This window comes from Peribacillus glennii (genome assembly GCF_003429105.1).
In the GTDB taxonomy this organism is placed as follows: Bacteria; Bacillota; Bacilli; order Bacillales; family DSM-1321; genus Peribacillus; species Peribacillus glennii.
In genome coordinates, this window is sequence record NZ_QVTD01000006.1 from 184,355 (window position 1) to 207,975 (window position 23,621).

At 43.1% G+C, this 23,621-nt stretch carries 22 protein-coding genes; 8 read left to right on the forward strand and 14 right to left on the reverse strand.

Going from position 1 to position 23,621, the window contains the following annotated elements; all coding sequences use genetic code 11:
* Nucleotides 1-83 precede the first annotated feature (83 nt).
* Nucleotides 84-590, forward strand: coding sequence for a YkyB family protein (locus tag D0466_RS12055; RefSeq protein ID WP_117322824.1), 507 nt, complete (start codon nt 84-86; stop codon nt 588-590).
* A gap of 174 nt (nt 591-764) precedes the next feature.
* Here the strand turns inward: D0466_RS12055 and D0466_RS12060 are convergent, their stop codons facing one another.
* The 3 genes from D0466_RS12060 to corA form a co-directional block, all read right to left on the reverse strand.
* Nucleotides 765-1,670, reverse strand: a complete 906-nt coding sequence (locus D0466_RS12060) for a chemotaxis protein (RefSeq protein ID WP_117322825.1) — start codon at nt 1,668-1,670, stop codon at nt 765-767.
* A gap of 407 nt (nt 1,671-2,077) precedes the next feature.
* Complete coding sequence (locus D0466_RS12065; protein ID WP_233522628.1) at nt 2,078-3,094, reverse strand: sensor histidine kinase; 1,017 nt, start codon at nt 3,092-3,094, stop codon at nt 2,078-2,080.
* A gap of 422 nt (nt 3,095-3,516) precedes the next feature.
* On the reverse strand, nt 3,517-4,497 hold the full coding sequence (corA, locus tag D0466_RS12070) for a magnesium/cobalt transporter CorA (RefSeq protein WP_117322827.1): 981 nt from the start codon (nt 4,495-4,497) through the stop codon (nt 3,517-3,519).
* Between the two features lie 174 nt (nt 4,498-4,671).
* Here corA and D0466_RS12075 point away from each other — a divergent pair, with 174 nt between their 5' ends.
* The gene (locus D0466_RS12075; RefSeq protein WP_117322828.1) at nt 4,672-5,817 is read left to right on the forward strand and encodes an aminotransferase A; all 1,146 of its coding nucleotides are present in this window, start codon (nt 4,672-4,674) and stop codon (nt 5,815-5,817) included.
* Nucleotides 5,818-6,243: 426 nt separating this feature from the next.
* Here the strand turns inward: D0466_RS12075 and D0466_RS12080 are convergent, their stop codons facing one another.
* The 5 genes from D0466_RS12080 to D0466_RS12100 form a co-directional block, all read right to left on the reverse strand.
* Complete coding sequence (locus tag D0466_RS12080; protein ID WP_117322829.1) at nt 6,244-6,609, reverse strand: hypothetical protein; 366 nt, start codon at nt 6,607-6,609, stop codon at nt 6,244-6,246.
* A gap of 59 nt (nt 6,610-6,668) precedes the next feature.
* Nucleotides 6,669-7,556: an NAD(P)-dependent oxidoreductase gene (locus tag D0466_RS12085; RefSeq protein WP_117322830.1), complete on the reverse strand. Its 888-nt coding sequence runs from the start codon at nt 7,554-7,556 to the stop codon at nt 6,669-6,671.
* 60 nt (nt 7,557-7,616) lie between these two features.
* The gene (locus tag D0466_RS12090; protein ID WP_117322831.1) at nt 7,617-8,402 is read right to left on the reverse strand and encodes an SDR family oxidoreductase; all 786 of its coding nucleotides are present in this window, start codon (nt 8,400-8,402) and stop codon (nt 7,617-7,619) included.
* 302 nt (nt 8,403-8,704) lie between these two features.
* Nucleotides 8,705-10,420 (reverse strand): phosphoenolpyruvate--protein phosphotransferase, encoded by a 1,716-nt coding sequence (gene ptsP, locus D0466_RS12095; RefSeq protein ID WP_117322832.1) that lies wholly within the window; start codon nt 10,418-10,420, stop codon nt 8,705-8,707.
* A complete protein-coding gene (locus D0466_RS12100) occupies nt 10,420-10,686 on the reverse strand; it encodes a phosphocarrier protein HPr (RefSeq protein WP_117304124.1) in 267 nt (88 codons plus the stop codon). Before D0466_RS12100 ends, ptsP begins: the two co-directional genes overlap by 1 nt.
* A 581-nt stretch (nt 10,687-11,267) precedes the next feature.
* Here D0466_RS12100 and D0466_RS12110 point away from each other — a divergent pair.
* Entirely contained in the window at nt 11,268-12,113 is an 846-nt protein-coding gene (locus D0466_RS12110; protein WP_117322834.1) for a thermonuclease family protein, read from the forward strand.
* 157 nt (nt 12,114-12,270) lie between these two features.
* Here D0466_RS12110 and D0466_RS12115 read toward each other — a convergent pair whose 3' ends face one another.
* On the reverse strand, nt 12,271-13,008 hold the full coding sequence (locus tag D0466_RS12115; RefSeq protein ID WP_117322835.1) for an SDR family NAD(P)-dependent oxidoreductase: 738 nt from the start codon (nt 13,006-13,008) through the stop codon (nt 12,271-12,273).
* 83 nt (nt 13,009-13,091) lie between these two features.
* Nucleotides 13,092-13,286 (reverse strand): hypothetical protein, encoded by a 195-nt coding sequence (locus D0466_RS12120; RefSeq protein ID WP_117322836.1) that lies wholly within the window; start codon nt 13,284-13,286, stop codon nt 13,092-13,094.
* Between the two features lie 676 nt (nt 13,287-13,962).
* Between D0466_RS12120 and D0466_RS12125 the strand changes: the two genes are divergently transcribed.
* Both D0466_RS12125 and D0466_RS12130 read left to right on the forward strand, forming a co-directional pair.
* Entirely contained in the window at nt 13,963-14,139 is a 177-nt protein-coding gene (locus tag D0466_RS12125; protein ID WP_117322837.1) for a YkvS family protein, read from the forward strand.
* A gap of 135 nt (nt 14,140-14,274) precedes the next feature.
* Nucleotides 14,275-14,961, forward strand: coding sequence for a hypothetical protein (locus tag D0466_RS12130; protein WP_117322838.1), 687 nt, complete (start codon nt 14,275-14,277; stop codon nt 14,959-14,961).
* A gap of 70 nt (nt 14,962-15,031) precedes the next feature.
* On the opposite strand, the gene D0466_RS12135 is transcribed toward D0466_RS12130, so the two are convergent.
* The 4 genes from D0466_RS12135 to D0466_RS12150 form a co-directional block, all read right to left on the reverse strand.
* A complete protein-coding gene (locus tag D0466_RS12135) occupies nt 15,032-16,078 on the reverse strand; it encodes a YkvI family membrane protein (RefSeq protein ID WP_117322839.1) in 1,047 nt (348 codons plus the stop codon).
* A 128-nt stretch (nt 16,079-16,206) separates the two neighbouring features.
* Nucleotides 16,207-17,901 (reverse strand): M3 family oligoendopeptidase, encoded by a 1,695-nt coding sequence (locus D0466_RS12140; RefSeq protein ID WP_117322840.1) that lies wholly within the window; start codon nt 17,899-17,901, stop codon nt 16,207-16,209.
* Between the two features lie 39 nt (nt 17,902-17,940).
* Nucleotides 17,941-19,014, reverse strand: coding sequence for a hypothetical protein (locus tag D0466_RS12145; protein ID WP_117322841.1), 1,074 nt, complete (start codon nt 19,012-19,014; stop codon nt 17,941-17,943).
* 310 nt (nt 19,015-19,324) lie between these two features.
* A complete protein-coding gene (locus D0466_RS12150) occupies nt 19,325-19,777 on the reverse strand; it encodes a MarR family winged helix-turn-helix transcriptional regulator (protein ID WP_117322842.1) in 453 nt (150 codons plus the stop codon).
* 179 nt (nt 19,778-19,956) lie between these two features.
* Here D0466_RS12150 and D0466_RS12155 point away from each other — a divergent pair, with 179 nt between their 5' ends.
* The 3 genes from D0466_RS12155 to D0466_RS12165 all read left to right on the forward strand — a co-directional run bounded on the left by D0466_RS12155 (nt 19,957) and on the right by D0466_RS12165 (nt 23,610).
* Nucleotides 19,957-21,438 (forward strand): ATP-binding protein, encoded by a 1,482-nt coding sequence (locus D0466_RS12155; protein WP_158555895.1) that lies wholly within the window; start codon nt 19,957-19,959, stop codon nt 21,436-21,438.
* Nucleotides 21,439-21,512: 74 nt separating this feature from the next.
* A complete protein-coding gene (locus tag D0466_RS12160) occupies nt 21,513-22,751 on the forward strand; it encodes an MFS transporter (protein WP_117322844.1) in 1,239 nt (412 codons plus the stop codon).
* Nucleotides 22,752-22,881: 130 nt separating this feature from the next.
* On the forward strand, nt 22,882-23,610 hold the full coding sequence (locus D0466_RS12165; protein ID WP_117322845.1) for a ZIP family metal transporter: 729 nt from the start codon (nt 22,882-22,884) through the stop codon (nt 23,608-23,610).
* The last annotated feature ends 11 nt before the right edge of the window (nt 23,611-23,621 follow it).

The window sequence follows — 23,621 nt, forward strand, 5'->3', positions numbered from 1 at the left end:
TGCCATTTTCCCTTTTGCTTTAAAAACAGCCGTGAAATGGTATAATATGTAGACAAGATCAAAACAAGAAAGGAGCCCCCTTTATGCAGCAACCAAAAGGGCATGGCGAAAACGCAAATCCCCCCGCCAATTTCCTTGCGCAGGCAATCTTCGTTGTTAATAAACACGCAAAAACAGCTCCTGAGCCAAAATATTTGTATAATTTAAAGCGCACAGCCCTAAACAAAATGCTGGGAGAGGGAAAGGCCCAAAAAATGGGATTGCATTTTTCGGACAATCCCAGATTTTCAGCCCAACAATCTGATGTGATAATCAGGTGCGGCGACTTCACTTTCCACCTGCCCCCTACCCGTGAGGATCTGAAGACACTGCCGCACATGGGAAGCCGGGAAGTAAATGTCCGTAATCCAAAAGCCTCCTTATCATTATCAAGGGCAAAGAAAATTCTTCAGGATTATGTAGGGAACCCGGAAGGCGTCAAAAAGGACAAGCAGGAACAAAACAAAAAGCAGCATGCCAAATCACGTCGCAGTCATTCTTTCGAAAATACATTCCCGTCGTCATTCTTGGGAAAGGGATTTAAATATTAATCCATGATTCCCCTTTCTTACGCTCATGTGCCTTTGGGTAAGCACCACCCTAATCTAAAATGGCAGTCTTTCTATCTTAACCGAATACCCCGGGAGTGCGGATGAAAATTGGACTTAATAAAGAAAACTGTCCCATAAGCTGTATAACGCTTGAAAGAACAGTCCATTGAAATCCTATAAGATAAATTGGTCGACTAGATGGATCAGCTCGGCGATTTCAGGTTTGCTAACCTGGGCGTTGGCCCCGACGACCTGTCCTTTATGGCGCAGGTCATCGGTAATAAGTGAAGAAAATATGATGACCGGCAATTTCCCGAGTGCAGGGTGTTCCTTAATCCTTCTCGTTAAATGGTGTCCGTCCATTTGCGGCATTTCCACATCTGTAATCACTATCTGAACTTCGGAGGTTACATCTTTCCCTGCAGAAACCAGCCCTTCCAGATAGGAAAGCGCATCGCGTCCATTTTCAAAAAACTCGACATATTGAAAACCAGCCTCGTCCAATGTATCATTAAGCAGTTTTCGGAGCAAAGGGGAATCTTCGGCAACGATTATACGCTTGTTCGAGCGCTCACGTTTACCCAATTTCTTAACCTGCTGAATATTAATTCCTGATTCAGGATTGATTTCAACGACAATTTTTTCAAAATCCAGCAATAAGATCATCTCGCCATTCAACTTGATGACTCCAGTTATCTGGCTGTCGCTACCCTGGTACATATCCGAAGGTTTCTCAATCTGTCCCCATGAAATCCGATGTATCTGAGTAACATTATGTACGTGAAAGACCACTTTCTGTTTGTTAAACTCTGCAACAATGAATTTATCCTGGGAAGGGTTTTCTGAAGGAGGAAACCCCAGTGCATGTGCCACATCAACCACCGGCAAAACTTCTCCCCGCAATTCGATAATCCCTTCCACATTTGCGTGTGCCTGGGGAACCAAAGTAATCGGAACAGGATTGATGATTTCCTTAACTTTAATGACATTGATGCCAAATTTATTTTTTCCGACTCCAAACTCCACAATTTCCAATTCATTTGTGCCGCTTTCAAGTAAAATCCCTTTTGTATTTTCCATTTTATTCGCCCTTCCTGATTTCTGGCTTATGGTGAATAAACCATGCATTTCAATTAGCTTTTAAACAATTTTGTATTGTGAAAAAAACAAGCCTTTACAGGTTTTTTCGGCAAAAACACGGATTTGTTTATCTGTTTAACTTGAATTTATGAATAATAGCTGTGAGACAATATATTTTTGGCTCATTTTAGTGAAACCAAGGTTTTTTACAGGCATTTCAGAAGATTGCCCCACTTTAAGAGGCTTGGGGAAAGCAGCTTTATCTCCTGAACTGCTAAGTGGGGCAAAAAAAGCCAAAAAACAACAATATTCTTTAGTAAAACGGATATCCTTCGTTCCACTTATATTTTTTGGGTGCAAGCCTGAGAAAGCCGCAGTGAATAGGCCCAGTCGTATATATCCTCTTATTAATTCGTTTCGCTCTTATGGAACGGCAAGGTTATGATCGCCTTTGTTCCTTCCCCGGGTGAACTTTCATAGGTTATGCTGCCATTATGGCTTTCTATGATCGATTTTGTGACCATTACCCCTAAACCTGTGCCCGTTTCTTTACGGGTATAGAAAGGCTCACCGATTTTTTCCAGCTGGCTCTGGCTCATTCCAATCCCATTATCGATGATCTCTATGACGGCATCCTCCCCTTTTTTTAATACAAGGATGGATACCTCCCCGCCTGGGTGATTGATTGATTCAACAGCATTTTTAATTAAATTGTAGAATACCTGCTTCAGCTTGTTTATATCACCGTGTAATTCACCATCAGCCTCTAACGAAAAAAAGAGATTCACACCGTTCATATTCGAATAGGATTTCATGACATTCATGACATCTTTGACCAGGCTTGAAATCAGAAAAGTTTCCCGCCTTTCGGTATTCTTCCTTGCCAGATTTAAAAAATCGGAGATAATCGATTCTGCCCTCGATAATTCAGACAATACGAGCTTCATATAATCCTGGTTTGCCGACTTGTCATCTTTCACTATCAGTTGGATAAAACCCTTTACGACAGTGAGTGGATTCCGTACTTCATGGGCCACGCTCGCCGCCAGTTCGCTGACAACATTCATCTTTTCTGAATTTAGGATTTGGATCCTCATCAACGTATTCTCTTCCATATATTCCTCATAAAAAATGATGATGAAAAGGATGGCCACGTAAAGTAATCCACCAAGCAGGAATGACGGAATCGAATTGTCTGGGATAAAACCGTGATCCCCGACTTTTGCTTGAAAAATGAACAAGATAAGATAAAATACGGCCACATTGGCTGTACCAATAAGAACCGCACATAAATATTTCTGCCTTTTTGAAAATTTGTTCCACAGAAACGAAAAGATAAAAGGCACGGTATAGAAAAAGGGCAGAAATATAAAAGAAAGCAGCAGGCTTTCCCCTCCCAGCAAGAAACGGAACGTCGAAGTCACCAGAATCAAGAGAAAGGCGTAATTTCTTCCCAGATATAAGAAAGTGAAGATAATGATCAAGGATCGAAAATCATATGAGATTTGGCCGATGCTGGCCAGTGGGAATACCATGCTCAAAATGGCAGAGATGGACAGGAGCAAAAATTTACGAAATTGATTTTGCCTGTTGTTCGGAAAGTAGTTCAAACTGCCAAAAAAGCCGTGGTATAGGAACACTGGTAGAACTATGAGCAAGAAATGCAACAAAACATTTTCCACGTTCAACATTTTACCAATCCCTCAAAATGTTATTTAAAGTAATTATACAACTCCTTAGCGGAAAATGTTTGAAAATTTCCCAAAATTTTGTCGTTTTAAACGGAAAAGCTCCAAAACTGACGGAATTATCTGCTTTTTTCCCGTTATTCTTTTTCCGCTACCTTTCACCTTTTTGGCTCAGATCGTTTCTTCCCAAGCCGGAGCCATCCTTTTTTGACAAAAAAGAGGTACATGTACACCCCGATGGCAAACATCGCTGCCAGAACCACAAAATAGCCATAGTGCCAATGAAGCTCAGGCATATAATCAAAGTTCATGCCATAAACTCCGGCTATGAATGTCAGAGGCATAAAGATGGTCGTGATCACAGTCAGCGTCATCATCGTCCTGTTCATATTATTTGAATTTAAGGATAAATAGCTGTCCCTGATATCCGAAGAGAAATCGCGGTGTGATTCAATCATCTCTACAAGCTTTAACAAATGGTCATGCACATCATGAAAGTACAGGTGCTGCTCCATTATGGAACCAAGACGTTCCGAGTGGATAATCCGGTAAAGCAAATCCCTCATCGGGAGTATGGTCCTCCTCAATTTCGAGAGTTCTGCCCTTAAATCAAAAAGCTGCTCCATAAGCTCACCGATCGATTCATTCTCCGTATTATCCTCGATGGTATTCAGCTCCTCTTCAATCCGGTATACATGAGGGAAGTATTCATCGACCATTTTATCAATAAGCGTATGCATAAGGAAAAACGGCCCTTTGATACGCGACTGGCTTTCTTTCAAACGTTCCCAATTATATTCCAATTCAGCAAGAGGCTGTTTATGGAAAGTAACAATGAATTTTTCGTTTACAAACATATCAAGCTCGATGGGCCGGGGAATTTCCCTTTCCAGCGCATGGATAACCAAGAATTGATAATCCGGATAAAAGTCGATCTTCGGGCGCTGATTCAAATCGTCCAGGCAGTCTTCAATTGCGAGCGGATGAAATCGAAAATAATCAGATAGAATTTGAATTTCCTCTTCCGTCGGCTGATAAAGGTCGACCCAAACCCATTTGACACCGTCACGGCCTAACTCTTCTAAAGGCAGGTTGTAAAAAATCTCTTCAGATTCGTCTATTGCGTAATTTCTTATCACGATGCAAAAACCCCATTTATTTTTTGAAATGTTTTAGATCCTATTATACTCCCTGTTACCAATGCTTTAAAGTTTCCTCCACAATGCTGAAAGTCTTTAGCGGATCAGCTTTTTTTACGCTTTTCCCTTTTCTGTAGTGTAGAATAAAAGATAGAACGAAGGAGGAACGACAGAATGGAACATTTGCTTAATCCACGAGTAAAAAATATCGAGATATCTGGAATCAGAAAGTTTTATAATATGGTCGCCAATATGGAAGATATGATTTCCCTGACAATCGGGCAGCCTGATTTTGGCACGCCTGGCCATATTAAAGCGGCCGCTAAGAAAGCGATTGATGAAAACTTTACCGTTTACACGCATAATGCCGGCTTCATGGAGTTACGCGAAGCTGCTTCCGTTTATTTCAATAAAAAATATGGCCTGGATTACCGATCGGAAGATGAAATCATTGTAACGGCAGGTGCCAGTGAAGCGATAGATGTAATCCTACGCACCATATTGACTGAGAAAAGTGAAGTCATCCTTCCAGGGCCTGTTTATCCAGGCTATGAACCGGTCATCCAGCTTTGCGGCGCCCGTCCAGTATACGCGGATATCACCAAAAATGGCTTTAAGCTTACCGTGGATATTCTCAAGCACTACATAAATGACCGAACAAGATGCATTATATTGCCTTACCCTTCCAATCCTACAGGAGTAACACTTTCGCAGGAGGAACTCAGGGATATCGCAGAATTGGTCAGAGGCAAAGATATTTTTATCCTTGCTGACGAGATATACAGCGAACTGGTTTTTGACCAGGAACACACTTCGATAGCCGCCTATCTAAGGGAACAAACGATAGTGATCAATGGGCTTTCGAAATCCCATTCTATGACGGGATGGAGGATTGGCTTCATTTTGGCGCCCAGTGAAATCAGCAGGCATATCCTGAAAGTCCACCAGTATAACGTCACTTGTGCCGCCTCCGTTTCCCAGCAGGCCGCGCTGGCAGCATTGAAGGATGGGTATGATGATGCCATTCCGATGAAAGAAGAATACGCCAAACGAAGGGACTATGTATACAAGAGATTATCGGATCTGAAGTTTAGAGTCGTTAAGCCTGATGGTGCTTTTTATTTCTTCGTCCAGGTGCCTGATGGATTCGGCAGTTCCCTCGAATTCTGCCTGGATTTAGTCGAAAAGGCAAAGGTTGCCGTCGTACCGGGCGATGCTTTTTCCCCGCTCGGAGAGGGTTACTTCCGAATCTCCTTTGCATATTCGATGGAGACGCTTAAAACAGCAATGGACCGAATGGAAGCTTATTTGCAAAGATAAAAGAAAGCATATGCCGCCAAAAACGGGCATATGCTTTTTTCTCTGCAATGAAAATGTATACATTTTTTCTATATTATCCTACAGCTCGTTTATTCGACGCAACGGCAGGATATAACGCCGAATTCCGCACAGAAGTCCACCACAAAAATGACACTTGATTGTGGCTCCCAACTACTTTCGGCCGTTATTCCTTGGGTTAGTCCATCGCAGCATTGCATATGACATTTTTTAGCTTAAGGTCCTTATTTTGCCGCTCCAACAAAATGTGCCTTATGCTGCCTGGACTTTCACTAGGACAAAGACAATTCTCCCAACGTTACATCCGCCAAGGCATATGCAGCTTTTCGATCATCCTGTGATGTCTGCGCTTCCAATGACATTGCCACGGTTAGGCGACGTTCATTACAATGGGGGGGCTGCTGATCTTTAATAAAGCTTCCGTAAAAATCTTACTTCACGGTAATCTTGATATTTATTAGTTGTAAAAACGCTCACCTCGACAATTGAGCCTTTCAGATCTGATAGGATTTCTTCGCATTCCCGAGCGGAAGCCGGCTTGGCGTATCCTAAATTTTTCAGTTCCCTCATCAGAATTTGAAAGCCGGCATCCGTTTGGATATGGCTGAATTTAGTAGGCAAAATGAGCGGGCTTTCGTTCATCAATTTCAGGTCCCACCTGATCGGCGTCATATTATGTACCGTCTTTTCCCTGCGATAGTCCTCAATTCTGACAATATACCTTCCATCTTCAAGCTCTTGGAATTTCGGGTTGATATCATCGAATAAGCCCATTTTTCTCCCCCCTGGATAGGTTTATTAAAACCTATTCAGATATGTTGGAGCCTATTCCGTCATACCCTATCGCTCTCCCAGTATTTATAAAGTGCTTGTGTGCCGCTTTGTTCCTCCCCCGCCTCTGCAAGCTGTTCATACAGCGATTTTGCAAGGGACAGGCCAGGAGTTTCCATGCCCAATTCTTTCGCTTCCTCGAGTGCAATCGCCATATCTTTTAAAAAATGTTTAATATAGAACCCTGGTTCAAAATCACCCTTAATCATTCTTGGCGCCAAGTTTGAAAGGGACCAGCTCGCGGCTGCGCCCGAGGAAATGGTTTGCAGCACTTTATCCGGGTTAAGGCCTGACTTTTTGGCATAGACCATCGCTTCGGTTACGCCAATCATATTTGATGCAATCGCAATTTGATTGCACATTTTGGTATGCTGTCCGCTGCCGGCAGGCCCCTGGTATACAATATTCGAACCCATGATGTCGAAGAGGGTCTTCACTGCTTCAAAATCCTCTTCTTTGCCTCCTGCCATGATCGATAACCTAGCCTCTTTTGCGCCGATGTCTCCTCCTGAAACAGGGGCATCAATGGCATGCATCCCTCTCTTTTCGGCCGAGGCAGAAATTTTTTGTGCAAGTGTGGGAGTGGATGTTGTCATGTCAATTAGATAGGTTCCCTTTTTGCCGCTATTGATAATGCCATCTTCACCAAGATAAATCGCCTCTACATCATCTGGGTAGCCGACTATCGAAATGATTACGTTCGCCTTTAGCGCCAAATCCTTTGGGGAATCCGCCCATGATGCACCTGTGTCAAGCAAATATCGTGCTTTTTCCTTTGTCCTTGTATAAACGGTCAGTTTAAAGCCTGCTTTAAGCAAATGGCCTGCCATGCTCCTGCCCATGACACCGGCTCCTATAAAGCCAATTGACGCATTGTCCTTATTCAACATTATAATCTCTCCTCTCCTTCCGCACGCATTCATGATTCAAAGCAAGGAACCCTGTGTTGGTTAGATGGATTTCACCATGCCGCCATCAACGAGGAAAGCGCTGCCAGTCATGTATGAATTTGCATCAGAAGCAAGGAATGTGACCACCCGTGCAAACTCCTCAGGTTTTCCGTATCGGCCCAGCGGGATGTTCTTTTTCACATTTTCCTCGACCTCCTCTACCGAAATCCCCTTTTTCTGTGCATTTACTTCGTCGAGGTGGCGAACGCGGTCCGTTGCAATACGCCCGGGAGCCACAGTATTGATCAGGATACCGTGCGGTGCCAGTTCTTCCGCCAATGTTTTTGACAATCCGATAATTGCTGTCCGGAAAGTATTTGACAAAATCAAGCCTGGAATCGGTTCTTTTATGGAGGACGAAGCGATATTGATGATTTTGCCGCCTTGTTCCTTTAAGTAAGGCAGGCTTTCACGGATTGTCCGTATGTAGCTTAACAAATTTAATTCAAAGGAGTGCTGCCAGTCGTCATCGGTCATTTGTTCAAAAGAACCCGCCGGGGGGCCGCCAGCATTGTTGACGAGAATATCGATCTTGCCAAATTCAGCTGCTGCTTTTTCCACCATCGACTTTATGTCAGCGGGATTCTTAACATCGGCAGCTGTATATAAAACCTTGCCCTTACCTAATGTGGACAGTTCGGTTTGAACAGCGGTCAGTTTGTCTTCATCCCTGCTGGCAAGCAGTACGTTAGCACCCTCTTTTAACAATTCAGCGGCAATCGCTTTGCCGAGCCCCTGGCTCGATGCCACGACAATTGCATTTTTTCCCTGTAACTGATAATCCATCTTCATTGCTCCCCTCAATTGTTAGTAAAAAATTGCCTTAACGGTTACATTATACCTTTTGATTTTGGATGTGTATTCTATTAAATACCAGCGACAAAAAAAAACCGGCCGATAATTACCGGACCGGTATAAAAAGGGGGAAATGAGAATGTCAGCTGCTTAAATAAAGCTTAAATAAAGCTTAACAACTGTGCTTATGCTTACTATACCCGCTTAAGAAAAAAGCAAACCTGTGTATTGGAAAATTTTTTTAATAAAAATAAAAATGGCTGTGCTGCAATTATGCAACCAGCCATTTTCTGTTACTTGACCGCTTTACCGACGGCTTCCATGACAGCTTCATTTGTATCCAGCTGAAGAACGGATTCAGCGAGCTTTTCCATTTCTGCTTTTGATAATTTGTTAATTAATGAACGTGCTTTCAAAATGGAGGTGGCACTCATCGAGAATTCATCCAATCCGAGCCCTAAAAGGATAGGGATTGCTGTTTCATCACCGGCCATTTCACCGCACATACCTGCCCATTTACCTTCCTTATGGGCTGCGTCGATAACCATTTTAACAAGGCGGAGGATCGCCGGGTTATACGGCTGATACAGATATGAAATCCGCTCGTTCATCCGGTCGGCAGCCATCGTATATTGAATCAGGTCATTTGTTCCGATACTGAAGAAATCGACTTCTTTCGCGAAAGTGTCAGCCATCACGGCCGTAGAAGGAATCTCGACCATGATGCCAGTTTCGATGCGGTCGGCTACTTTTGTACCTTCAGCCATTAACTTCTGCTTTTCTTCTTCAAGAATCGCTTTAGCCTGGCGGAACTCTCCAAGCGTCGCAATCATTGGGAACATGATTTTCAAATTCCCGTACACGCTTGCACGAAGCAACGCACGAAGCTGGGTACGGAAAATATCCTGTTGGTCCAGGCAAAGGCGAATGGCGCGATAACCGAGGAAAGGATTCATTTCCTTTGGCAGGTTCAAGTAAGGAAGTTCCTTGTCGCCGCCAATATCCAATGTACGAACTACAACCGGCTTGGTTCCCATTCCTTCGAGGACCGCTTTATAGGCTTCATATTGTTCATCTTCCGAAGGCATCTGGTCCCTGCCCATGTAAAGGAACTCTGTGCGGTACAGGCCGACGCCTTCTCCGCCGTTGTTGACTACACCTTCCAAGTCCTTTGGCGTACCGATGTTTGCAGCAAGTTCAACATGCTGACCGTCTGCCGACACCGTCTTTTCGTTGATCAGCTTGGCCCATTCGGCCTTTTGCTGTTCATATGCAGCTGCTTCTTGTTTATATTTCTCGACAAGCTCAGGTGTCGGGTTGATATGTACCTCACCCTTAATCCCGTCAACAATCACTAGATCGCCGTTTTCGATGGCAGAAGTCGCTTCTTTTGTTCCGACGACAGCGGGAATTTCCATGGAACGTGCCATAATGGCCGAATGTGAAGTGCGTCCGCCAATATCCGTCGTAAACCCTTTTACATATTGACGGTTTAGTTGCGCTGTATCCGAAGGAGTTAAATCCTCGGCAATAATAACCACTTCTTCCTGGATCATGCTTGGATTCGGAATCTGCACACCCAAAAGATGGGACAGGATGCGTTTCGTCACGTCACGTATGTCAGCAGCGCGCTCCCTCATGTATTCATTATCCATTTGCTCAAACATGGAAACGAACATATCCGCCGTATCCTTCAGCGCGAATTCCGCGTTAATGCCTTCTGACTGGATTTTATCTTCAATCGGTCCCAACAATTCAGGATCGCTGACAACCAGCAAGTGGGCATCAAAAATGGCTGCTTTATCGGCCCCTAGATCTTTTTCCGCTTTATCACGGATCGTTTGCAATTCAGATTTTGAAGTTTCAACCGCTTTGTTAAATCGAGAGACTTCTGCTTCTGCAGACTCGACTGTTTGTTTCGATACAGTCAAATCTGGTTCAATTAACCGGTATGCTTTTGCAATCGCAATGCCATTTGAGGCAGCAATGCCGTTTAATAATGTTGACATTATTCAGCCAAGCCTTCTTTTGTCAAAGTTTCTTCGAGCGTATTCAAAGCGTCCTGCTCATCTGAGCCTTCAGCAGAAATCGTGATTTCCGCATCTTTGCCAACGCCTAGTGACATCACGCCCATAATGGATTTCAAGTTTACTTTTTTGCCTTTATGTTCAAGGTTGATCTCAGAATCGAACTTTCCTGCAGCCTGTACGAGCAAAGTTGCCGGACGTGCATGGATCCCTGTTTCTGCGATAACTTTAAAAGTTTTTTCTACCATTGTAAACATTCTCCTAACAAATAATTTGATGTGTGAAGCTTGTCTAACCTTTAATTTTAATTATAGAATTTTTAATATATAATCATGTTTCCCATCTCGGGAAAATTCTATTTTGATAAAAGTTAAAAAACCCGGCCGCGCGCGGGATTTATCTTAAAGGTTAAAGACAAAGCCAGTGTCCCGGCAGATAATTTCCATTCTGCCACAAAGCAAGCCACAACACTGGAAATGAAAGCATTTCCAGGGTTTACCTTTCTCGGAAAAGCGGTTTTCCATATCCACGGATGGCATTGTTTCCCTTTGGCGGACAATGCAAATCATCATGATTCACTATACCAATTTACATAATAATTATCATCAAATCAAATAAAAAAATTCCGGAATTCCATGTTTTCTTGTGAATGTTCTCACGATATACACAATTCAGGATAAATTTTCAAATTTCAAAAAGGGAATAAGCAATTGCCAGCTTGATTGGATGGGACATATTTGTCATTTTCATTCCCATATGCGTACGGTAATATATACGTACATGCTTGGCGCTGCTTGAAAAAAAACACATTTGGATTGGGGGCAGAAAAATGCATAAGGCTTTTGCTAAATATATTTGGTTGGCGGCGATTCTTATGATGTTGTCTTCTTGCGGGCAACCGAACGAAACAGCAAACTCTCCGCAAACCGGGCAAGAGCAAACAACAAAAAAAACACAAGCTCCCGGGAACCAGAAACAGGATGAGTTTGCTGAAAAAATTACAGATGAAAACAAACCGAAAACTTTTTCGGTAACTGTTGTAGAAGTGATTGATGGCGATACCGTAAAAATAAAAATGAGGGACGGCCGGAAGGAAACCACGAGGCTTTTGTTGATAGACACGCCCGAGACCGTACACCCTACAAAGCCTGTGCAGCCGTTCGGACCTGAAGCAAGCCAATTTACAAAGGAGTTGTTGCCGCCGGGAAAGAATGTGGAAGTAGAGCCAGGAATCAGCGAGAGAGATAAATATGGGAGACTGCTTGCTTATTTCTATGTAGATGGCAAAAGTGTAAATAAGATGCTGATTGAAAAAGGGTTGGCAAGGGTCGCCTATGTTTATGCACCGAACACGAAATATATCGATGAATTCAGGAAACTTCAGGATAAAGTGAGAAAGAAAGCCATTGGAATCTGGTCCATTGAAAACTATGCTACATCGGACGGCTTCGAAGACTCCAACAAAAAACCGTATGCCAGATCCAATCGGGACACAGTGGAAAACACAACCGCTTCAAGTTGTGAAAATCCGCAAATAAAAGGAAATATCAATTCACGCGGTGAAAAAATCTATCATATTCCTTCCGGCCGGCATTATGCCATCACAAAAGCAGAGCGAATGTTCTGCACGGAAGCCGGGGCCAAACAAGCCGGATTCCGAAAATCTCAAAGATAAAAGGCCAGGTTCAAGAATGCACGAAGAATAAACAGCAGGTTCATTCATGGTCAACGCGGCCGGAACACACAATCCATATCTGGTTCCGAGTTCTGAAATAGGCTCTAAAATATAGGATGATTCAGGGATCGACTCTGAATCATCCTATATACATTCATTATTTATAAATCATCTTTTTTGTCATGCCGCCATCAATGGTGATATTTTCGCCATTGACGAAATCGTTTTCCTCCGCACATAAATACAGGCAGGCTTTCGATATGTCAGAAGGCTTTCCTACCCGCTTCGACCAATGCTGGTCATGATCATCATTAGTCAATGCACCATAGTCCCCGGTTTCGATCCACCCCGGGCTTATGGAATTAACACGTATTTTCCTGTCGCTGAGGGAAGCAGCCAGTGCATGTGTGATCGCGATTATCCCCCCTTTGGAAGCCGCATAGGCTTCGGATCCCTCTTCAGACATAAATGCCCTTGTTGAAGACATATTCACAATACTTGACCCCGGCTTCATGACCTTTGCCGCTTCCTTGGATGCAATAAAAACACTTCGCAGGTTGGTGGCAATGATGTCATCCCATTCCGCCGATTCCAGTTCAAACAGGGGCTTGAATTTGGACACCCCCGCATTATTGATTAAGATATCAATTCTGCCAAATCTCTTCATCGCTTCATCTATGGCATGCTTTATGTCGGCTTCAATCCTCACGTCCGTTTTCACAAACAGGGAGCTGCTTCCGGCTTCTAGTATTTGCGCAGCTGTAGTGCTCCCTTTTTCCTCATCCATTTCAGCAACGATAACATTTGCCCCTTTCCTGCCAAATTCAAGGGCAACCTCCTTACCGATACCGTTGCCTGCACCAGTTACGATAACTGTTTTATTTGAGAAACCCATTTTTCTTCATCTCCTTATTTTTAGCTTATGAAACATCACGATATAGAAATAAAAATAGGCACCGCAAAACTTGCTAGATTTTGTTAGCTTCTTGGTTCATCTAAATATCGGTAAATGACATCGCCGCCATGCTGTGCAATCCCTCGGTAATGCTTAAAATCAGCCCTTCTTACCAAAAATTGCCGAAAAGCCAGAAACTCTTCTTTCGAAATTCTGTATTCCTCCAATTCCCTGTTCGCAAGCTTGTCAAGAATTTCATTCGCATCTAGCTCCTGCATAATACCCCTCCTTATTTATATGGAAAATGGTTCACGAAAACCATGACGATTTTTTTAGTGTCCCATGAAGCAGACAAAACATCAAATGAAAATCACCTTTTAACAGCGTGAAAATCTATAGAAAACCCGCCGTTGGCTAGCCTTTGTAAAGGCGGAGACAGAGGCGCAGCCTGGGACACCAGGAGGTTGGCCACACATACGAAGACATAAGGACTTGGTGCACTTAACATGTGTTCGGCTTTATACAGAAAATAAAAATTTTATATTTACTTTTCTGGCGAGGAAAAAAATGTATTTTTATGAATTAAATTCTTTACGAACAGAAAAAAATAGTGCAAACTGTATAGTAAAATATTTAAGTTTAATATTTCACCAGTTTATACATATCTTTTTGGTAAACGCTGTCACTAACGTATAAACTATTTTGAGGCCGCTGTATTTATCCAAAAAAGTGCCAGTTTAATTGGCTGGAAAAACGGAGTTTCTCGCTTGGCAGTAAGGAAGGTGTAAAGCCCTTCTCCTGCATAAGGAGAACACAGGCTCAATACGCCACATCCTGTGGAAACGCCTGTGTGACCCACATCCTGCGGGACTAACTACGCCTCTGTCGTCGCCTTTAAAAGGCTCGCCAATCGGCGAGGTTCTAAAATGAATGGAATCGTAAAGGATGGGTGTAATGAAAAAAGCTGAGGTCGGAAACATCATTGAGTTTCGTGAAGGATTAAGAGGAATAGTAGAAAAAGTAAATGAAAATTCGGTAATCGTTGATGTTACGTATATGGAAAATTACCGTGAATTAGAGCTTGAGCAAAAAACAGTAGTCAACCATAAGAATTATAAAATCATTGAATAACGAGAAATTAGAGAAAACTTTTTAATATTGTAACTTTGCCCGACACGGACTCGTCAATAACTACAGCAGCATACATCAGGGAAACCGTTCCAGAGAGATTCAGGAAATCATACTATTCAACAGGGGGCAAAGAACATGGAAAAATGGAAAGGTATCGTACTAGGTTTTACACTCACCGGTTTACTGTTAAGCGGGTGCGGGACATCCGTGGACGACGAGGCAACGGAAGGCAGTAATGAAGAAAAAATCGGGCAGAAAGCGGAACAGCCGCAAAATAATCAAAACGGTTCTTCTATGGAAAATAAAACGGAATCCGGGATGGATGATTCACAAAAAAATAAAGAGCAATCAGGAACTGTCCGGATCATGGAAAAAAACCTGCAATATGAATTGAACGGCGAAACAAAAGAAGAAACAGCTTTCCTGAAAAGCAGCGAGAACCAGGGGTATACTATGTATATACTTCCGGCGTACGAATTGAATGAAGAAGAACCTGGAAAAGACATTCTTACATTAAAGGGCAAGGAAGAAGTGTCCATGAGAATAGAATTGCTGCCGGAAGATGTAAACTGGACAGAAACAGAGGAAAATACGGTTTCTTTCTTAAAGGCTGTGTCAGATACGGTCAATCCTGTAACTGAAAAGAGCCTGACTGTCGAAAACGGTTTAGTCCAGGAAGCGGAAAAAGGTGATGAAAGGGTTACAGCTGTATTGATCAAGGATAAGGAAACCCCTGTAAGGCTGACAATGTTCACTGTTAAAGATGCGGATCACCGGAAAGCATTTTTGGAAATGGGCAAAACAATCGTAAAAACGAAATGATTATTCCAAGGCTATCCCCATTAGAGGTCAGTGCTTAAAGGTTCTGTATCTCTTGTTGGGGATTGTTTTTTTATGTCCGCTTGTTTGTTTTCTCTTTCCAGACCAGGATTAAAAAGAGAATGCTGATATAGCCAAAAGCTGGATATAAAAGCCCGAGCAGCCTGCCATAACCAACTCGGCTGATCATGTAAGTGATAAAAAGAATGGCAAAAAGTATGATTATATCCGGAACCCTCCGAAATGTGCTGCTGATTTGCCTTTGAAGCCCAAAAATATTTCCGATGACTGACGAAAATATCTCTCCGTAAATCACTAAAATAAAAATCCAATACAAATTCGCAGCGCCGTTTTTCATCAACTCAGCAGTCGGTATCTCGTAAATAGAGGCATCCTGCAGAGAAATGAGGGCAAAATGTCCTGACAGCAAAATCACCGTCAGAAATGTCCCTCCCAACAGGCCGCCTCTTTTAATCGTTTGTTCATCTCCTATTTCCTTTGAAACCGGCACTAAAACAGCCTGGGCAAGCCCAAGATTGAAAGCTGTATACGCGAATGGGGACAGCCAGGATTTCCATGTACCCCCTCCTTCGGGCACCCTCAAAAAAGAATCGATTAATCCGCCCCCTTTGATTGAGAGAAAGCAAAGCATCAGGCTAAAGAGAATCATGAGCGGCACCACGAATGAATTGACTGCAAATAAACCCTTTACACCAAGAAGGAGAACAATCACCGTAAGCAAGATGGTGGCCGCCACCCCTATATGTTTCGATAATCCAAGCTGTTCCTGAAAAACTGCCCCGGCCCCAGAAATCATTACAGAGGTTACCCCCAGGAGCATGAAAAGAAAAATCACATTCACGACCGGAGCAATTTTCGTGCCGAATAAATAGCTGTTAAAGTCTTCATATGTTGCTGCTCCAGCCCTCAATGAAAGGAGCATGATCTTCGTACCTGTAAAAATGAAAATATAACCAGCAATCAAAATGCCTATAAACCCATAAAACCCGTACCGGGTAAAAAATTCGAATATTTCTTTTCCGGTTGCAAAACCCGCACCTACAATAGTACCGACATATACGGCAGCAACCTGGAATGAGCCTGACCATCTCGAGTGCATGTTTTTCCCTCCTCCCTTCATTTATATGAGGCAGGGAAAATTTTAGACAAGCCAATTGAAAAAGCCGGCCAGATCCGTTAAAAAATATGGTCTGATCAGCTTTTTACGTCATGCTTTAATTAGGTTATTTACAAAATCGTATCATCCACGGACGATAACCATTCTTCAATGAACGCCACAACTGACCCGACTGTTCCATCATTAAATGGCGATAGAAGGTTGGCAGATTTAACAAGATCCAGGAAGGACCGGCTTCCTCCCAGGCGGCAAAGGTCAAGATAATCATTCCATGCTGATTCCCTGTCTTCTGTGGAACGTTTCCAGAATTGGAATGCGCAGATTTGTGCAAGAGTATAATCAATGTAATAAAACGGGCTATTATAAATATGGCTTTGGCGATGCCAAAAGCCGCCGTTTTCCAAATACGCATTCCCGTCGTAATCACGGTGCGGCAAGTATTTTTTCTCGATTTCGCGCCAGGCGCGTTTCCTTGCTTCCGGGCTTGCCTCGGGATGTTCATATACAAAATGCTGGAATTCATCGACCGCTACACCATATGGAAGGAATAATAAACCGTTGCTTAGATGGGAAAATTTATATTTGTCCGTATCCTCCTTGAAGAACAACTCCATCCATGGCCAGGTGAAGAACTCCATGCTCATGGAATGGATTTCACAGGCTTCATATGTCGGCCAGTAATATTCAGGGATTTCAAAATCCCGGCTGCTATACACCTGGAACGCATGCCCTGCTTCATGAGTTAATACATCGATATCCCCTGAAGTGCCATTGAAGTTCGAAAAAATGAATGGAGCTTTGTAGTCTTCAATATATGTACAATATCCACCGCCAGCTTTCCCTTTCATAGACACAAGGTCCAAAAGCTCATTTTCTGTCATAAATTCGAAAAATTGATTTGTCTCTGGAGACAGCTCCCTGTACATCTTCTTTCCGTTCTCAATAATCCATTCGGGATCTCCCTTTGGAACTGCATTACCAGTTTTAAACTCAAAGCCTTCATCATAGAATTTTAATTCTTCAAGCCCGATCCTCTTACGCTGGCGGTTCTTGAGGTTTGTTGCAAGCGGCACGATATGCTCTTCCACCTGCTTTCTGAAATTTGCGGCCATTTCGGCGTTGTAGTCCGTTCTTGCCATCCGGTAATAACCTAATTCGACGAAATTGGCATATCCAAGCATTTGCGCAATTTCGTGCCGGACTTTAACAAGCTGGTCATAAATGGCATCTAATTTTGTTTCATTCCCGGCTAGAAAACCGTTCTTTGCTTCATTCGCTTTTTTTCTCATTTCCCTATCCTGCGATTCTGCAAAAGGCTGAAGCTGCGGCAGCGTACGCTCCTGTCCTTCAAACATGATTTTCGCTGAAGCAATGAGCTGGGTATACTCGGTGGAAAGCTTATTCTCTTTTTGAAGGAGCGGGATAATTTCCGGGGAAAAGGTTTTAAGCTGGGCTTCAGCCAGGGCAAATAATTGTTTTCCCCATTTTTTCTCCAGTTCAGCGCGAAACTTTGATTGCACAAGTTCCTTGTAATATTGTGATACAAGATCTTCCACTTCCGGTGCAATTTCATCGATGTAGTCATTTTCCGCTTTATAAAACTCATCATTAGTATCCACGGTATGGCGTATATGGCATAAGTTAAACATAGTGCTCAGGTGATTTCTGATCCCGTTTATCTCATTTATTGCTTCGATTTGTTTTTCTAAACTGTCCGCTTCAATAAAACGCTCCAGCGAGTCGTTAAATTTACCCTTTGCTTCGTTTATATCTGGGCGCTTGTATTCGTATTGTCCAAACTTCACAAAACCACTTCCTTTATTAAATTTTCTATCGTTTATTTATCAAATGCCATCAGAGGTATCCACATTTTTTTCTTTCACTGCCCTATAAAACGCCTGCGGGTCATCAACACGGATATGGATCTTTTCGATTATACGTTTAATTCCATAAGCGGAACCAGCCATTACAGGTTCCTTCAAAAGGATTTCATATTGCGGATGCTCGGGGATAAATTCAGCTAGAGAAACTGAAAAAATCTTTTTCTGTTCTTCCTTTGAAATTGTCCTTTCCTCAAATTCCCTTATATCCGATATCAATTCCAATGGAAGTTCCAGATGTCTGGATATCCCTATTTGCATGGTCATGTTCCCGTCTTTTATACGGAGCGGGCAAAGCTTGACTGTCTGGTAGTCCGCTAATATATACAGGATGCCGTAAACATTCAACGCAAGCATTATCCAAGACGCCATGGGGTTCATTCCGTGTATCCAAAAATGAAATCCGACCGATTCGAGGACCAGTGCGTGTATGATCATAATGACAAAGGCAAGATAGCCCGTATTTTTGTGATAAGTGAAATATTCCCCATCCACTTTCTCCCTTCCGGCCGAACGCCATGAGAAAAGGCCATAATGGTAAAGGGATATATCAAAAGCGATGAAATCAAGGACATTTTTCCCTTCAAATACCTCCCTGCCGGTTTTCTGAAGCGCCAGCATGAAAAACGGTTCCTGGCTGCGGACTTTTTTCCATGTAGAAATCAACTGTGGAACTTTTTTTACAACTGCGGACAATAAATAGATTTCAAGAAGGATAAAAAGGGCCACAACTCCGTAAATAACCCATGTAACAAATTCAAACTGGACTAACTGCCGATCCGGAATGATGAATCCAGCCAAAAAAAATCCACCGGCGATTACTGGCAGAATCCATTTGGCCGAATACTTTTTCCTTAAGACTAAAAAGTAGACTAACAGGGGGATTGAAATGATGAAATCCAGGAGCGAACCAAAAACTGCCCATTTCGGGAGCGGTTCAAGCGCGGCTTGTTGATGCAGTATGATATTAGACAATAAAACAAGCACGATCAAACCAAGAAGAACCCAAGTTTTCCTGCTTTGAAAATTAAAGACCATTGAAATCAACCTCCTTGTTTCCATTATATAACAAGGACGATGGATAAGGCATGGAATAATTATTAGAAAACTCGCTAATGGCGAGCCTGTATAGGGGAAACCAGAGGCGTAGCCCGGGGCCACAGGACAAGGAACGCTTCGGCCGCGTTATATCGCACGAAACAACGCGGCAGCTTTTTGAGGACATGGGTCACACAGACATAGACATAAGGGATGGCGCACCTAGCCTCTGTTCTGCTTTTTGTACAAAGGAATGTTTTAAATTCCTTTGTACAAAAAACCCCCTTTTTTAGGGGGGTGTGTTTACCATTTATTTTTGCTCATCATTGCCCGCCGCATGGAACCCGATTTTTTTCATCAGCTCTATTGCCGTCGATTTCTCATCTTCAGACAGTGTGCTCATGATTTCATCAATCCTTTTCTCATGCTCGGGAAATATAGACTCAATAAAGGCCTTGCCCTTGTCTGTAATTTGGGCAAACGTAACACGCCGGTCGCTTTTGCACGCAACGCGCCTGATATACTCCTTTTGTTCAAGCTTATCCACAACATAGGTGATGCTTCCGCTTGCAAGCAAAATCTTCCCTCCGATTTGCTGCAGCGGCTGGTCTCCTTTGTGATAGAGCAATTCCAGCACTGCGAATTCCGTAGGATTTAAACCTTGATCTGCGATATATTTATTCACCACGTCATTTATAGACCGATGTGCCCTTGATAGTACAATGAACAACTTAAGTGATTGTTTAATACTGCTTTCGTTCAATCAGCTCACAACCTTTGGCAATCTAATTTCCTAATATCTCGAATTCAAAGTTATTATAAGGATTTTGGAACACTTTGTCAATTTAGCATAAGCGGGGAATATTGTTTTGCCTACTCTTTTGATATACTAAGATAAACAAAATAAAGTAGAGTGTTATTATGTGCAAAAACAATCAAAATATGAAGTTATATATTGGAATCGTGATTATACCGCTCCTTATTTTCACAGCAGTTTATATGACTTATTTGGACAGGGCAGCGAGTCTATCGTTAAAGAAAAAGAGTGAATGGGTGGGGTCGGTCCACCACGAATATCTGGATAAGGTATTGAAGGAAACCAAGAATAACCTGGAAATCCTCGCACTCAGTGGTTCTTCCTTGCAAAATGACAAGGAAAAGAGCAAGGATCTTCTGGCCCGGGCAAAAAGTACGGATCCCCGCTATGCAGGAATGTTTTTACTGGACAGGAAAGGTTATTCGATAGCAGGAACGAATGATATGTTTTTGCATATGCCCCTTATGGATGGCAGTGATATCCGGACTTCGATTATTACCAGGAAACCCATTATATCTGAAAAGAGAATGGACGGAAAGGGTACTTTCAGTTATTTCACCATTTCGTCTCCCATTCTTAATGAAAGAAATAATGTAACCGGGTTCTTATTGGCCCAGGTACGCATCGACTATATGGAGAATGTCATGGCCATTCTGACTCCCGACTATAAAGTAGAGGTTGTAAATAAACAGCGCTTCTCCATTTTGCGGGTCAATCACGAAAACAACGGCGATATAAATGAAGGCAAATGGATCACTATTCCAGCTGACGAGGTTTCCTGGAGCATAAGGGTGAAGATGCCCCCAAAAAAAGAATCGATGGATTATCGGTCTGTCATGATCGGCACCGTTTTTGGGCTAATCGTGACCCACATCATCTTTCTAACAATTAAGTACTTGCTCCTGAGAAGAGAGGCAAAAAAACAGACTCAATTGTTTGAAGCACAAAAGATTGAGGTTATAGGGACACTGGCCGCAAGTACGGCCCATGAAATTAAAAACCCGCTCACCGGAATAAAGGGGCTAATGCAGCTTCTCCAGGAGAAGTATACAGATGGGGACGATCAATTTTATTTTTCGGTTATCATGAAGGAAATCGAACGGATAAACAACATTGTCAGCGAGTTTCTGGTGTTGGGGAAACCGATCGCCCAAAAATTGGATGTCTTGGATATCCGGCAGGTGGTTACAGACTTGCAGCCAATCCTGGAGTCGGAAGCAAAGCTTTATAATTGCCAGATGGCCGTTCATTTGCCTGATGAACCCATTATGGTGCGTTGTTCGTCCCACCAGATGAAACAGGTTGTGTTGAATGTAGCAAAAAATGGTTTTGAAGCAATGCCTGACAGAGGAAAATTATCTATAAAAATAACGGCTGAATCCAAAAGGGCGGTAATAACCATCACGGATACAGGATTTGGAATATCCCAGGAAGGCCTCAAAAACGTTTTTCAGCCGTTTTATTCTTCCAAACAGTCAGGAACCGGGCTGGGCCTTTACGTTTGCAGGAGAATATTGAGCCAGTTTCAAGGGAGCATCGAACTTTCAAGCAAGAAAGGCTCCGGAACACAGGCAGTCATCCAATTACCTCTCGCCAATGCTGGTTGACGCGTAAAAAATCGTCCTGATCGGCGAAGACGGTAAATAACAATTAACACTATCATCAGTTAGGAGTTTTATTTATGGCCAGCACAGCACCCGCAGTGAAAAACATATCATCAGGAAATCCAAAGGCTACTGCCTATAATGTCCTCTTTATGATCGGTATCTGCCATTTGCTTAATGACACCATTCAATCGGTCGCTCCGGCCATGTTCCCAATTCTTGAAAAGTCCATGTCGTTAAGTTATACCCAGCTTGGCATGATTGCGTTCGCGCTGAATATCGTTTCATCCCTCATGCAGCCTGCCGTGGGCTGGTATACGGATAAAAAGCCTTTGCCGTACGCACTGCCCATTGCCCTTACCTTTTCATTGGCGGGCATAGTCCTATTGGCGATGGCCCCTACTTATATTGTTGTCATATTGTCCGTATTATTGATTGGTGTGGGCTCCGCCGTTTTCCATCCGGAAGGTTCCAGGGTTGCATTTCTCGCTGGCGGGCCTAAGAGGGGGCTTTCACAATCGATCTATCAGGTTGGGGGGAATAGCGGACAAGCCCTGGCTCCTCTGATCACGGCAGTTGTCCTTGTGCCATTCGGCCAAAAAGGAGCATTTTGGTTTGCACCGGTAGCTTTCACAGCAGTATTATTATTGGGTTATATCGCCCGCTGGTATTCTGATAGGCTTGAAGTGTTGCAGACCAAGAAGGCCTACGTGAACACAAGGGGGCGGTTGTCTAATAAGAAAGCCATTGGACTGGCGCTTGCTTTAATTCTTTTTATCATATTTGCCCGTTCCTGGTATATTTCCTGTATTACTAACTTTTATTCCTTTTACTTGATAGAACAATATTCATTTAGCATCAAAACCGCTCAATTATATATTTTTGCTTTTTTGGCAGCTGGTGCACTTGGGACTTTCTTTGGCGGGCCCCTAGCCGATCGTTACGGGCGGAAAAGAATCATTTTTATTTCATTTGCCGGCAGTGCGCCATTAACGATTCTATTGCCTTTTGTACCTCCGTTCGCATCTTTTATTTTAGTTGCTATGGCCGGTTTTACGATCTTGACGAGCTTTTCGGTTACAGTTATTTATGCCCAGGAGCTTGTCCCCGGGAAAGTCGGCACCATGGCAGGGCTGACAGTCGGACTCGCTTTTGGAATGGGGGCAATTGGCTCTGTGGCATTAGGTTCCATTGCAGATGTAATCGGGATAGACAGGACTATAAAAATCGTCGGATTCATGCCCCTCCTCGGCCTGGCAGCCTTCTTCCTGCCTTCTGATGAAAAGCTCAGGAAGTGGTATTTCAATGCCGGATGACGGATGTTAGTTAAATCAGCAATGCAAATTTCGGGAACAATTTATCCACTTTTGGATAGTATATGATGTATCTTCACTATAGGCGGACGGAAGGCACCGAAGGATTTTACTTAAGGGGGTGAGTGCACATATGAGCGAAGTATTGATTGGCAGTATTTTATCTGCCATGTCCACCGGGGCGGGAGCGCTAGTGATTCTCTTCCTTAAGGGCGCGATTTCACATAGGTTCAGGGATTCACTTTTGGCCTTTACTGCGGGCATCATGATGGCTGCTTCCCTTCAGGGCCTGATTCCCGGGTCCCTGGAAAGCGGCGGTTATATACAGCTTGTAATCGGAGTGTTATTAGGAGTCCTGACTTTAACGGTTTTGGAAAAAAACATTCCGCATATGGATCTAGAGCATACCAAAAGCGGAATAGAATTCGATGAAAAGGCCCTGCTGATTATCGCCGCCATTACATTGCACAATATACCGGAAGGCCTTTCAGTAGGTGTCAGTTATGCTTCCGATAACGCTGATACAGGCAATTTAATCGCTTTTGCAATCGGGCTACAGAATGCACCGGAAGGTTTGTTGGTCGCCCTGTTCTTAATCAATCAGGAAATCAGCAGGATTAAAGCTTTTACTCTTGCAACATTAACGGGAACAATTGAAATCGTTACTTCATTACTGGGATACTATTTAACTTCTTATATCGGTTTTCTTGTCCCGTACGGGCTTGCTTTTGCCGCGGGGGCAATGCTGTTCATCATCTACAAGGAACTGATTCCTGAGAGCCACGGGGACGGGAACGAACGCAGCTCTACCTATTCATTCATCATCGGGCTGCTGTTTATGATTCTGCTGCTTGAAATGTGAACGCGCGCTGC